At 54.6% G+C, this 13,209-nt stretch carries 10 protein-coding genes; 2 read left to right on the top strand and 8 right to left on the bottom strand.

What is annotated here, in order from left to right; genetic code table 11:
* Positions 1-12: 12 nt before the first annotated feature.
* The 7 genes from rffG to trxA all read right to left on the bottom strand — a co-directional run bounded on the left by rffG (position 13) and on the right by trxA (position 8,199).
* A complete protein-coding gene (gene rffG, locus QOT07_RS00695) occupies positions 13-1,086 on the bottom strand; it encodes a dTDP-glucose 4,6-dehydratase (RefSeq protein ID WP_261428197.1) in 1,074 nt (357 codons plus the stop codon).
* Entirely contained in the window at positions 1,077-2,339 is a 1,263-nt protein-coding gene (gene wecC, locus QOT07_RS00690; protein ID WP_219015089.1) for a UDP-N-acetyl-D-mannosamine dehydrogenase, read from the bottom strand. The genes rffG and wecC overlap by 10 nt, the downstream gene beginning before the upstream one ends.
* Positions 2,336-3,466 (bottom strand): non-hydrolyzing UDP-N-acetylglucosamine 2-epimerase, encoded by a 1,131-nt coding sequence (wecB, locus tag QOT07_RS00685; RefSeq protein ID WP_176979954.1) that lies wholly within the window; start codon positions 3,464-3,466, stop codon positions 2,336-2,338. The genes wecC and wecB overlap by 4 nt, the downstream gene beginning before the upstream one ends.
* 84 nt (positions 3,467-3,550) lie before the next feature.
* Positions 3,551-4,603 carry an ECA polysaccharide chain length modulation protein gene (wzzE, locus tag QOT07_RS00680; RefSeq protein ID WP_099062193.1) on the bottom strand — a complete coding sequence of 351 codons (1,053 nt, stop codon included), beginning with the start codon at positions 4,601-4,603 and terminating at the stop codon, positions 3,551-3,553.
* Between the two features lie 20 nt (positions 4,604-4,623).
* On the bottom strand, positions 4,624-5,721 hold the full coding sequence (gene wecA / locus QOT07_RS00675) for a UDP-N-acetylglucosamine--undecaprenyl-phosphate N-acetylglucosaminephosphotransferase (RefSeq protein ID WP_099062194.1): 1,098 nt from the start codon (positions 5,719-5,721) through the stop codon (positions 4,624-4,626).
* A 313-nt stretch (positions 5,722-6,034) separates the two neighbouring features.
* Complete coding sequence (rho, locus tag QOT07_RS00670; RefSeq protein WP_004950874.1) at positions 6,035-7,294, bottom strand: transcription termination factor Rho; 1,260 nt, start codon at positions 7,292-7,294, stop codon at positions 6,035-6,037.
* Between the two features lie 578 nt (positions 7,295-7,872).
* Positions 7,873-8,199 carry a thioredoxin TrxA gene (trxA, locus tag QOT07_RS00665; protein ID WP_037422813.1) on the bottom strand — a complete coding sequence of 109 codons (327 nt, stop codon included), beginning with the start codon at positions 8,197-8,199 and terminating at the stop codon, positions 7,873-7,875.
* Between the two features lie 117 nt (positions 8,200-8,316).
* On the opposite strand from trxA, the gene rhlB reads away from it, so the two are divergent.
* Both rhlB and ppx read left to right on the top strand, forming a co-directional pair.
* Entirely contained in the window at positions 8,317-9,603 is a 1,287-nt protein-coding gene (rhlB, locus tag QOT07_RS00660) for an ATP-dependent RNA helicase RhlB (RefSeq protein ID WP_099062195.1), read from the top strand.
* 6 nt (positions 9,604-9,609) lie between these two features.
* Positions 9,610-11,106 carry an exopolyphosphatase gene (gene ppx, locus QOT07_RS00655; protein WP_099062196.1) on the top strand — a complete coding sequence of 499 codons (1,497 nt, stop codon included), beginning with the start codon at positions 9,610-9,612 and terminating at the stop codon, positions 11,104-11,106.
* Positions 11,107-11,137: 31 nt separating this feature from the next.
* On the opposite strand, the gene rep is transcribed toward ppx, so the two are convergent.
* A complete protein-coding gene (rep, locus tag QOT07_RS00650) occupies positions 11,138-13,162 on the bottom strand; it encodes a DNA helicase Rep (RefSeq protein ID WP_207978594.1) in 2,025 nt (674 codons plus the stop codon).
* Positions 13,163-13,209 lie beyond the last annotated feature (47 nt).

Below are 13,209 nucleotides of genomic sequence, written 5' to 3'. Positions count from 1 at the left end.
ACCTCGCTAAATTTAGTCGGATAAACCTAAACGTTCACCCGCATAGGAACCGTCCTGTACGCGACGCCACCAGGTTTCATTGTTCAGATACCAGGAAACCGTTTTGCGGATGCCGCTTTCAAAGGTTTCCTGCGGGTGCCAACCCAGCTCCCGGTCAATTTTTCCGGCATCGATCGCGTAGCGCATATCATGGCCCGGACGATCCTTGACGTAAGTAATCAGGTCACGGTATTTCTCTACGCCCTGCGGCTTGTTTGGTGCCAGCTCTTCCAGCAGATCGCAGATGGTTTGTACCACCTCAATATTCTTGCGCTCGTTGTGGCCGCCGATATTGTAGGTTTCCCCCACCACGCCTTCGGTAACCACCTGGTACAGCGCACGAGCGTGGTCTTCCACATACAGCCAATCACGCACCTGCGCCCCGTCGCCATACACCGGCAATGGCTTACCGGCAACGGCATTGAGGATCACCAGCGGAATAAGCTTCTCCGGGAAGTGATACGGGCCGTAGTTATTGGAACAGTTGGTGACCAGGGTCGGCAGGCCGTAGGTACGCAGCCAGGCGCGGACCAGGTGATCGCTGGAAGCCTTGGAGGCCGAATACGGGCTGCTTGGCGAGTAAGGCGTGGTTTCGGTGAACAAGTCGTCCGTGCCGTGCAGATCGCCATACACTTCGTCGGTAGAAATATGGTGGAAGCGGAAGCCTTGCTTCTTCTTCGCATCCAGCGGCTGCCAATAATGGCGGGCCGCCTCCAACATGGTGTAAGTGCCTACCACGTTGGTTTCAATAAATGCCGCCGGGCCGTCGATAGAACGGTCAACATGGCTTTCTGCCGCCAGGTGCATAATCACGTCCGGCTGATACTCGGCAAACACACGATCCAACGCCGCGCGATCGCAGATATCCACCTGCTCAAACGAATAGCGTGGGTTATCGGCAATCACCGTGAGCGACTCCAGATTGCCCGCATAGGTGAGTTTGTCGACCACCAGGACGCTGTCCCGCGTGGCTTCGATAATATGCCTCACAACCGCGGAGCCAATAAAACCGGCGCCCCCAGTGACTAAAATACGTCTCAACGCCATACCCCTTTGGTATCCACGACCCAGGATTGCGTAATTTCTTCCGGCTTGATCGCCTTGAATTGCTTATGGTCGACCAGCATCACGATCACATCCGCCTGCTGCAGTGCATCGGCCAGCGCTTTCAGCGTCACATGGCCAGCCAGCGATTTCGGCAACTGTTCCACATTCGGCTCAACCACCAGGGTTTCACCCACGTGCCAATCGGCAATCAGATGCGCCACTTCCACCGCAGGGCTCTCACGCAAATCGTCGATATTTGGCTTGAAGGCCAGACCAAAGCAGGCGATTTTCACTTCTGAAGCGCGTTTATCGGTAGCGGCCAGACAGTCGGCCACTGCCGCTTTGACGCGGTCAACCACCCACAAAGGTTTTCCATCATTCACCAGGCGCGCAGTATGGATCAAACGCGCCTGCTGCGGGTTCTGTGACACGATAAACCAAGGATCGACCGCGATGCAGTGGCCGCCAACGCCAGGACCAGGCTGCAGGATATTCACCCGCGGATGGCGGTTTGCCAAACGGATCAGTTCCCAGACATTGATGCCCTGATCGGCGCAAATCAATGACAGCTCATTGGCAAAGGCGATATTCACATCGCGGAAGCTGTTTTCGGTCAGTTTGCACATCTCTGCAGTGCGTGAATTGGTAATCACACACTCGCCTTCGAGGAAAATCTTGTACAGCGTGCTGGCACGCTCTGAGCATTTTGGCGTCATGCCACCAATCACGCGGTCGTTCTGAATTAGCTCAACCATCACCTGCCCTGGCAGCACGCGCTCCGGGCAGTAAGCAATATTGATATCTGCGGCTTCACCCGCCTGCTGCGGGAAGCTGAGATCGCTACGCGCCTCGGCCAGCCACTGCGCCATCTGCTCGGTGGCACCCACCGGAGAGGTCGACTCCAGAATGACCAGGTCGCCCTTTTTCAGCACCGGTGCCAGTGATTTGGCCGCCGCTTCAACATAGGCCAGGTCCGGCTCATGGTCGCCTTTAAACGGCGTTGGCACCGCGATCAGGAAAGCATCCGCAGCCAGGGGTTTGGTCACCGCCTGCAGGTAGCCGCCGTCGACCGCGTCTTTCACCACTTTATCCAGATCGGGTTCTACGATATGGATCGCGCCACGGTTAATGGTATCCACCGCATGTTGGTTAACATCTACGCCCACCACTTTTTTCTTGCGGGAGGCAAACGCCGCCGCCGTTGGCAGACCGATATAACCCAGGCCGATAACCGAAATAGTGTTAAAACTCATAGTGTCACCTGATGATTCTTCAAAGCTTCGAGAATACGCTGGCAGGCATGCCCGTCACCGTAAGGGTTATGCGCCCGGCTCATGGCGTGATATTCGTTTTCGTCCGTCAGCAACCGGGTAACCGCATCAACAATTTTGGCTACGTCGGTTCCCACCAGACGCACCGTGCCCGAATCTACCGCTTCCGGTCGTTCGGTGGTGTCACGCATCACCAGCACAGGTTTGCCCAATGACGGCGCTTCTTCCTGAATACCACCAGAGTCGGTCAGGATCATATAAGCGTTAGCCATCAGGTAGACAAAGGGCAAGTAATCCTGCGGGTCGATCAGGATGATGTTATCAATCCCTTTCAGAATGCGATTGACCGGCTCGCTGACGTTGGGATTGAGATGCACCGGGTACACGACCTGCACCTCTGGATGCGAACGGGCAATTTCTGCCAGCGCGCTGCAAATCCGCTCAAACCCGCCGCCAAAGCTCTCACGACGGTGGCCGGTCACCAGGATCATTTTTTTATTGGCATCCAGGAACGGGTAGCGTTGTGCCAGGCTGTCATGCAATGCAGCATCACCCATCACCCGATCGCGAACCCAGAACAGCGCGTCAATCACCGTGTTGCCGGTAACGAAGATATGATCGTCCGGCAGCAGTTCGCGCAACAGGTTCTGACGCGAGTTTTCCGTCGGGGCAAAATGATACATCGCCAGATGACCGGTCAGTTTGCGGTTAGCCTCTTCCGGCCACGGGGAGTAAAGATCGCCGGTGCGCAGACCCGCCTCTACGTGCCCAACCGGGATACGCTGGTAAAACGCCGCCAAACTGGTCGCCAGCGTGGTAGTGGTATCACCGTGAACCAGTACCACGTCCGGTTTGAACTCTTCAAGAACGCCTTTCAGGCCCTCCAGAATACGGCAGGTGATCTCACTCAATCCCTGACCGGGCTTCATGATATTCAGGTCGTAATCAGGCACTATCTCAAATAACCGCAATACCTGATCCAACATCTCACGATGCTGTGCCGTAACGCAGACTCTTGATTCAAAGGCTTCATCCTGAGCCAGGGCATGTACCAGCGGGGCCATTTTGATGGCTTCAGGTCTGGTGCCGAAAACAGTCAACACTTTCACAGCGAATCTCTTTTGGTCGGTTAACCGCAGGCGTACCTGCGAATTGGGCACTTACATGCCCATCAGCGAGTTATTATATTATTTTTAATTACGCGGCCGACGCACCAGGGCAACACCTGCGCCAACCAAAGCGCCCATCGCGCCCCACATGATCAACCAGAATATCCGCCGTGGGCTATCACGTTTTACCGGTTCTTCCGGGGTCCGCAAATAGCGGTAAGTCTGAAACTTCTCGTCCAGCGTCGGGCCGACGTTCAATGTCGACAGCATCGCACGATTTTGATCATAATCCAGATCGAAGGTCGGTCCCGAAGCCTGCAGCCCTTCCAAACGCGCCTGCAGCATAGGTTTACCCAGCAGGAACAGGTCAGAGTCTGGCAGTTGTTCTGCCGGGGTATCGGTCTGAGTCCGGCTGATGCCCTGCGTCTCGGCAATTTTCAGCGCCTGTTGAATGGTGTTCAACTCACGCTTATACACTGCCGCCGCCACCGCTTCCTGGCGCTTGACCTGCGCTTTCATCGAGGTGGTGCGGGCCGCCCAGGCGCCCTGGATCTCTTCGTTCAGATGCTGAGCAGCACGGTGGCTGGCAAACGCCACGTATTGACGTAACAGACGGTTGGCATCTGCCGCCGTTTCCGCCGTCAGCTTCACGCCGTCGTTCGGCACTTTTTTATCATCGCGCGGAGTAAACTGAATGTTGTTAATCAGTTCATCCAGCAATGCCGCATCGGCAGCGGCATCGCCTTCCTGGCGCTGTTTGTAATAATCGCTCTGCAGCCAGAAATCGCGACGCGTATCGTAGGCTGCCAACTGCATAATGAATTCATTATAGGCTTCGTCAGCAATGCCCGGCTGCTCGGCGCTGGCGGCCGGCATCGTCCGCACATCCAGATTACGCAGGAATTGCTGCTGGGAATAATAACCCCCCAACGCATTCACTGTTGGCCGATCGGTAATTGCTGCCGCACTCCACTCCTGTTTCACCAGGTAGGAAACCATCAGCGCAACCACGGCAAATAACGCCGCTATACCGATAATCCATGGCTTACCGCGCCACAGGGTGCAGCACAGGCCGCGGATATCGAGTTCGTTATCCACTGCCGGGATATTCTTGTCAGACATTGTTTCTGGATTCATCACTGCCCAAAAGCCTCTGGTTAAGATACTTGCTTATTGCCGTTCGAACGCCGCAGACGGCGCTTGATACGCTTAATGTAACGTGCAACACGCCAGGCGCGCTTAATGCAGTAACCGTATAAAAAGAAGGCAAGCAAGAATAATGCCAACATTACCCACTCAGGGATAAAAGTAAGACGTTCGCCGAGCACGCCAATGGCCGCCAGCAGTGCCGCCGCCAGGGTAATCAACACGAAAGCCTGCCGTGGCGTAAAGCCCGCGCGCATAATCAGGTGGTGAATGTGTTGGCGATCTGGGGAGAAAGGGCTCATCCCTTTACGTAAACGACGGTACATGATCGCAATCATGTCCATCAGTGGAATAGCGATAATCCACAGTGCGGTTACAGGGTTGATGGAATGCGCTTTACCCTGCGAGCTTTGCAGCAGCAACCAAATGGCGGTGAAACCGATCAGCGTACTGCCGGCATCCCCCATAAACACTTTATACCGGCGACCGAGAATGCCGAGGTTAAGCAGGATATAAGGAACGATGGCGGCAATCATCGCGAAGCACCAGAAAGCCAGGTCAGAATGGCCGCTCAGGTACAGCAACACGCCCAGCGCGCCAAAAGACACGCACGAGAGCCCCCCCAGCAGACCGTCGATGCCATCTACCATGTTAAAGGCGTTGATCGCAGCCCACACGGCAAATAACGTGACCAGATAGCCGAACGGCCCCAACTGCATTTCCCAGTCACCCAACACATGGCCAAAACTGCGCAGGTAGAGCCCGGCGAAGACCATCATCGCAATGCCGACCAGAGCCTGAACCAGCGCTCGAATTTTAACGCTGATATCGAAACGATCGTCAAGAGCACCAACGAACACTAATATCCCCGCGCAAGCGAGGTAGAGTTTGCCATGCGCAATCGATTGGTCAGAGATAAAGAAGGCGAAGCACAGCCCGGCGTAAACAGAAATACCCCCGACCAGAGGGATCAGCCCCTGATGGCGTTTGCGGTAATTAGGTTTATCAACCAGACCAATACGTTTTGCTGCTTTACGGGCAACAAAGAGAAAAGCCAAAGAAAACAGGAAAACAAATAGAATTTCAGTACTCATAGTGAGTAAGTTCACAGTTAACAAGATCTCTGTAGAAGATAAGGCAGCTTAACACGGGCGACAGGTTGCGCCATGGTATCCCGCTACCTTTCAGTCATTTCCTATGACAACAGCCATTCATTCTTATTCCAATGTCTCTGTCTGCTGTTTCGACAGTAGCAATGCGCGAACGACGAAGCGCCGACCGCAAATAAGATGAATTCTCAGTAAGTCACGAAAATAACTTACGTTTCCATTTCTGTTACTTATCGTATCTGCCAAAAGCAAAAAACGCCACGACTAGGCGTGGCGTTCTTTGAATTTTTACTCAATTATGAGCGCATCGTCATTATGAGCGCTTCATCATATCGAAGAATTCATCGTTAGTTTTAGTCATGGCCAACTTGTTAATGAGGAATTCCATTGCATCAATCTCGCCCATCGGGTGAATGATTTTACGCAGGATCCACATTTTCTGCAGTTCTTCAGAAGTGGTGAGCAATTCTTCTTTACGGGTACCAGAGCGGTTGTAGTCGATCGCAGGGAATACGCGCTTCTCGGCGATTTTACGCGCCAGATGCAATTCCATGTTGCCGGTACCTTTAAATTCTTCGTAGATAACCTCGTCCATTTTCGACCCGGTATCAACCAGCGCGGTAGCGATGATGGTCAGGCTGCCGCCTTCCTCAACGTTACGTGCCGCACCGAAGAAACGCTTTGGACGATGCAGGGCGTTAGCATCCACACCACCGGTCAACACTTTACCGGAAGCCGGAACTACGGTGTTGTAGGCACGTGCCAGACGGGTGATGGAGTCAAGCAAGATGATCACGTCTTTCTTGTGCTCAACCAGGCGCTTGGCCTTCTCGATCACCATTTCTGCAACCTGAACGTGGCGAGAAGCCGGTTCGTCAAAGGTAGAAGCGATAACTTCGCCCTTCACCAGACGCTGCATCTCGGTCACTTCTTCCGGACGTTCGTCGATCAGCAGCACCATCAGCACGCAGTCTGGGTGGTTGTAAGCAATGCTCTGCGCAATGTTCTGCAGCAGCATGGTTTTACCGGCTTTCGGCGGCGCTACAATCAAACCACGCTGGCCACGACCAATCGGCGAAGCCAGATCCAGCACGCGTGCCGTCAGGTCTTCGGTTGAGCCGTTACCGCGTTCCATCCGCAGACGGGAGTTGGCATGCAGTGGGGTTAAGTTTTCGAACAGGATCTTGCTACGGGCGTTTTCCGGTTTGTCGTAGTTAACTTCGTTAACTTTCAACAGGGCAAAGTAGCGCTCGCCTTCTTTTGGCGGACGAATCTTACCGGAAACGGAGTCACCTGTACGGAGGTTAAAACGGCGGATTTGGCTAGGGGATACGTAGATGTCGTCGGGGCCTGCAAGGTAGGAACTGTCTCCAGAGCGGAGGAAACCAAATCCATCCTGCAATATCTCCAACACGCCATCACCGAAGATATCTTCTCCACTTTTCGCATGTTGCTTAAGGATAGAGAAGATAATGTCCTGCTTGCGCATGCGGGCCAGGTTTTCCAGCCCCATATTTTCGCCGAGAGTAATCAGCTCAGAAACCGGCGTATTCTTTAATTCGGTAAGATTCATAGTGGTGGGTTCTTAAACTCGGGGTATGTCTCGAACTAATATCGTGAATGGTATGGCAGCGGGATATATCTTTGGTCTTTCTAGTGGTTGCGTTGGCTTGCCTTGCTCACCTCTGGGCTTAGCGGACTAAGCTGCGGAGATGTGTTCGGTTGCCGACTGGCCACACCTTGAAATCCATTGGATATTCGTGCCTGTTTACTGGACGTTCGACCACCGGGCGCTGAGCTGTCACGGTAAGAAATGGCTTACAGAGGACGCGCGCATTGACGGTTTAAGATCGAAGGTACCTTAAAATTGATTTTGCAAAACTGTTTGATTGCTAAAACGCGGGCTGAGTTCATTTTTTCTTTCAAAACCAGCGGTTCAACACAGAGTAAAGCTTTAGATTTAGACTCTTTAGATTTACAACTTCGGGCAAGTTCTATATGCAGTATGGTTAAACTTAACACGCTTCTTGGCAGGCGTCTAGCGGTGAATTGAACATCCCCGCCAGACGCCTGTATATCCCCGTTGTCTCTCACGCGGCGGCGTTTTCGGCCGTAGCGTCACATCCAGTGGGTATAGGGCTTCCCGCCCGATTACAGATTCGCGTTAAGGAAATCTTTGAGCTGACCTTTGGACAGCGCACCAACCTTGGTCGCGGCCACTTCACCGTTCTTGAACAGCAACAGCGTAGGGATACCACGGATACCGTACTTGGGTGCGGTTGCCGGGTTCTGGTCGATATTCAGCTTGGTGATGGTCAGCTTGCCTTCAAACTCATCGGCAATCTCATCCAGAATCGGAGCAATCATCTTGCACGGCCCACACCATTCAGCCCAGAAATCGACCAGGATTGGCCCTTCAGCTTTCAGCACGTCGGTGTCGAAGCTGCCGTCAGTCAGGTGAATAATTTTATCGCTCATGTTCTACTCCAAAGGATTGTGTCTACCTTGTTGGTGTAGCATTAACCAACCTAAGGTGACTTTATTTCACCGGATACGCTTTCGTAAAGCAATAGTTAGCTGATATTCTACCACACTATGAGCAAAACACACTTGACCGAACAGAAGTTTTCCGACTTCGCCCTGCACCCGTTAGTCGTTGAAGCCCTTGAAAAGAAAGGGTTTCAATATTGCACGCCTATCCAGGCGTTAGCATTGCCGCTCACGCTCTCTGGGCGTGACGTTGCAGGTCAGGCGCAAACCGGTACCGGAAAGACGTTGGCATTTTTAGCGTCTACTTTTCACTATTTGCTTTCTCACCCGGCGAAACAGGATCGCAAGATCAACCAGCCGCGCGCCTTGATCATGGCGCCAACGCGTGAACTCGCGGTGCAGATCCACTCCGATGCGGAAGCCCTCTCCCAATCCACCGGCCTGAAAATGGGTCTGGCGTACGGCGGCGATGGCTACGACAAACAGCTGAAAGTGCTGGAAAGCGGCGTGGATATCCTGGTGGGGACTACCGGCCGTTTAATCGATTACGCCAAACAGAACTATATCGACCTGGGCGCGATCCAGGTTGTGGTGCTGGATGAAGCCGACCGTATGTACGATCTGGGCTTTATTAAAGACATCCGCTGGTTGTTCCGCCGCATGCCTGCGGTCGATCAACGCCTGAACATGCTGTTCTCTGCCACCCTGTCCTACCGCGTACGCGAGCTGGCCTTCGAGCAGATGAACAACGCTGAATATGTTGAAGTGGAACCGGAACAAAAAACCGGCCACCGCATTAAAGAAGAACTGTTCTACCCGTCCAACGAAGAAAAGATGCGCCTGTTGCAGACGCTGATCGAAGAAGAGTGGCCAGACCGCTGCATCATCTTCGCCAACACCAAGCACCGCTGTGAAGACGTTTGGGGCCATTTGGCTGCCGATGGTCACCGCGTAGGCCTGTTGACCGGCGATGTGGCACAGAAAAAACGTCTGCGTATCCTCGATGACTTCACCAAGGGCAACCTCGATATTCTGGTCGCCACCGACGTCGCCGCCCGCGGTCTGCACATCCCGTTGGTGACTCACGTCTTCAACTACGACTTGCCTGACGACTGCGAAGACTACGTTCACCGTATCGGTCGTACCGGTCGTGCCGGCGAAAGCGGTCATTCCATCAGCCTGGCTTGTGAAGAGTACGCACTCAACCTGCCGGCGATCGAAACCTACACCGGTCACAGCATTCCGGTGAGCAAGTACAACAGCGATGCGTTAATGAGTGACCTGCCTGCGCCGAAACGCCTGGCACGCCCACGCGGCGGCAACGGCCCACGCCGTAACTCCGCGCCACGTCGTGGCGGTGCGCCACGCAGCAACCGTAAACGTTCAGGCTGATAGATAATGCTCAGTTCCAGCGCACTTTATGCCGCCATCGACCTTGGCTCCAACAGCTTCCATATGTTGGTGGTACGCGAGGTGGCCGGCAGTATTCAGACCCTGGCGCGCATCAAGCGCAAAGTGCGTCTGGCCGCCGGGCTGGATCAGAACAGTCACCTTTCGCATGAGGCCATGCAGCGCGGCTGGCAATGCCTGAAGCTGTTCTCTGAACGCCTGCAGGACATTCCCCGTGCACAGATCCGTGTGGTCGCCACGGCCACGCTGCGTCTGGCATCCAATGCCGATGAATTCCTGCAGACCGCCGAGCAGATCCTCGGTTGCCCGATCCAGGTGATCAGCGGCGAGGAAGAAGCGCGCCTGATCTACCACGGCGTTGCCCATACCACCGGGGGGCCGGACAAACGTTTAGTGGTCGATATCGGCGGTGGCAGCACCGAGCTGGTCACCGGCACCGGTGCGCAGGCGGCCCAGCTGTACAGCCTGTCGATGGGCTGTGTCACCTGGCTGGAACGGTTCTTCAGCGATCGTAATTTGGGGCAGGAGAATTTCGAGCGGGCCGAACAGGCAGCACGTGAAATGGTGCGTCCCATTGCGCCACAGCTGCGTCAACACGGCTGGCAAATCTGCGTCGGCGCTTCCGGCACCGTTCAGGCACTGCAGGAAATCATGGTGGCGCAGGGCATGGATGAACGTATCACCCTGTCCAAGCTACGCCAATTGAAACAGCGCGCCATTCAGTGTGGCAAACTGGAAGAGTTGGAAATTGAAGGGCTGACGCTGGAGCGCGCACTGGTGTTTCCAAGTGGGCTGTCGATCCTGCTGGCAATTTTCCAGGAGCTGGGCATTGAAAGCATGATGCTGGCCGGTGGCGCACTGCGCGAAGGACTGGTCTATGGCATGCTGCATCTGCCGGTTGAACAGGACATCCGCAGCCGCACCATTCGCAACCTGCAGCGGCGTTACCTGTTGGATACCGAGCAGGCCGAACGCGTCAGCCAGTTGGCTGCCAACTTCTCACAGCAGGTGAGCAATGAATGGCAACTGGATGCGCGATGTCGCGAGTTATTGCACAGCGCCTGTCTGATCCACGAAATTGGCCTCAGCGTTGATTTCAAGCAAGCGCCGCAACACGCCGCCTACCTGATTCGCCATCTGGATTTACCCGGTTTCACCCCGGCACAGAAAAAGCTGCTGGCCACCCTGCTGCAAAATCAGAGCAACACTATCGATCTGCCGCTGCTGAGCCAGCAAAACGCCCTGCCGCCGCGTATGGCGCAACGTCTATGCCGACTTTTACGCCTGGCGATCATCTTTGCCAGTCGTCGTCGCGACGACACGCTGCCCGCGGTACGTCTGCGCGCTAACAATGATGACGAGTTGACGGTGATCCTGCCGCCAGGTTGGCTGGAACAGCACCCGCTTCGGGCGGAGGCGCTGGATCAGGAAAGTCATTGGCAAAGCTACGTTCACTGGCCGTTGATACTGGAAGAACAACGTTGATATGACAAGGGCGCTAATAGCGCCCTTTCTTTTAACCTTCGCCTTTCGCCTTGGCCAACTGAGCACGAATATTGGCCAGGTGGCTCTGCCCTTTTTGCATCCGTTCTTGCGGGCTAACCACTTTGCGTTCACTTTCCCACGCCAGATCATCCTGCGGCAACTCCAGCAAGAAACGGCTCGGTTCCGGCCGTACCAGCTCGCCATACTGGCGACGTTCGCGACACAGGGTGAAAATCAGCTCTTTTTGGGCACGGGTGATCCCCACATAGGCCAGACGCCGCTCTTCATCGACGTTATCCTCGTCAATGCTGCTCTGATGCGGCAGTAACCCCTCCTCCATCCCCACCAGGAACACATAGGGAAACTCCAGCCCTTTGGAGGCATGCAATGTCATCAACTGAACCTGGTCCAGTTCTTCATCGCTCTCACCACGTTCCATCATATCACGCAGGGTAAAGCGGGTTACCACCTGGGTCAGCGTCATCGGCTCATCCAGCTCGCTGCCTTCCAGCATTTCCGTCATCCAGCCGAACAGCGTATTGACGTTTTTCATCCTCATTTCGGCGGCTTTCGGGCTGGGTGAGGTTTCAAACAACCAACTTTCGTAATCGACGCCGTGGAGCAGATCACGCACTGCGGCTATAGGTTCACGCTCCGCCAGTTGGGCAATGCCGTCCAGCCAGTGAGTGAAGCGCTGCAGTGATTCTAACCCGCGACCAGTCAGGTGCTGGCTCAGGCCGAGATCGAAACTGGCACGGAACAGGCTTTTGTTACGCTGGTTTGCCCATTCACCCAGTTTTTGCAACGTCGCCGGGCCGATCTCACGCTTTGGCGTGTTAACGATACGCAGGAACGCGCTGTCATCATCCTGGTTGGTCAGAACGCGCAGATAGGCCAGCAGATCCTTGATTTCCGGCCGCGAGAAAAACGAGGTGCCGCCGGAGATTTTGTAAGGGATGCGGTTTTGCATCAGCATTTTTTCAAACAGCCGCGACTGATGGTTGCCGCGATAGAGGATCGCATAATCGCCGTAGTTGGTTTTCTTCACGAAGTGATGGGCAATCAGTTCCCCTACTACGCGCTCGGCCTCGTGATCCTCATTATTGGCGGTCACCACTTTCAGCTCTTCGCCGTAGCCCAGCTCGGAAAACAGCCGTTTTTCAAACACGTGCGGGTTATTGGCGATCAAGATATTCGCCGCCTTCAGGATACGCTCGCTGGAACGGTAGTTCTGCTCCAGCTTAATCACCTGCAGTGCCGGAAAGTCTTCCTTCAACAGCACCAGGTTCTGTGGGCGCGCCCCACGCCAGGAGTAAATCGACTGATCATCGTCCCCGACCACGGTAAAGCGCGCACGGTTGCCCACCAACAGTTTCACCAGTTCGTACTGACTGGTGTTGGTATCCTGATATTCATCCACCAACAGGTAGCGGATGCGGTTTTGCCAGCGCTCACGCACTTCTTCATTGCGCTGCAGCAGTAAAGTCGGCAACAGGATTAAATCGTCGAAATCCAACACGTTACAGGCACGCATATGCGCGTGATACAGACCGTAGCAATGGGCAAACAACTTGTCGCGTTCGGAACGCGCCAGCTCCATCGCCTTCTGGGGATCGACCAGGTCATTCTTCCAGTTGGAGATGGTGGAAATCAGCTGCGCCACCAGCGTTTTATCATTCTCCAGCCATTTTTCGGTCAGCTCTTTCAACAGTGCCAACTGATCCTGGTCGTCGAACAGTGAGAAATTGGACTTCATCCCCAGCGCAACATATTCACGTTTGATGATCTCCAGCCCCAGCGTGTGGAAAGTGGAAATCAACAGCCCGCGTGCTTCTTTGCGCCCCATGGTTTGCGCCACACGCTCCTTCATCTCACGCGCAGCCTTATTGGTAAAGGTCACGGCGGCGATGTGCCGCGCCTGATAACCACAGTTGTGGATCAGGTGAGCGATTTTGTTGGTGATGACGCGCGTCTTGCCGGAACCGGCACCGGCCAGCACCAGGCAGGGCCCGGTAACGAATTCGACGGCTTGTTGTTGGCTGGGGTTTAATCGCATGGCGCTTTATTGCTCGAATTTATAACGTGGAAGAGGATTGTAGCAGA

This window comes from Serratia proteamaculans (assembly GCF_949794035.1).
GTDB classification, from domain to species: Bacteria; Pseudomonadota; Gammaproteobacteria; order Enterobacterales; family Enterobacteriaceae; genus Serratia; species Serratia proteamaculans.
This window is presented reverse-complemented; position numbering and strand designations above follow the sequence as displayed.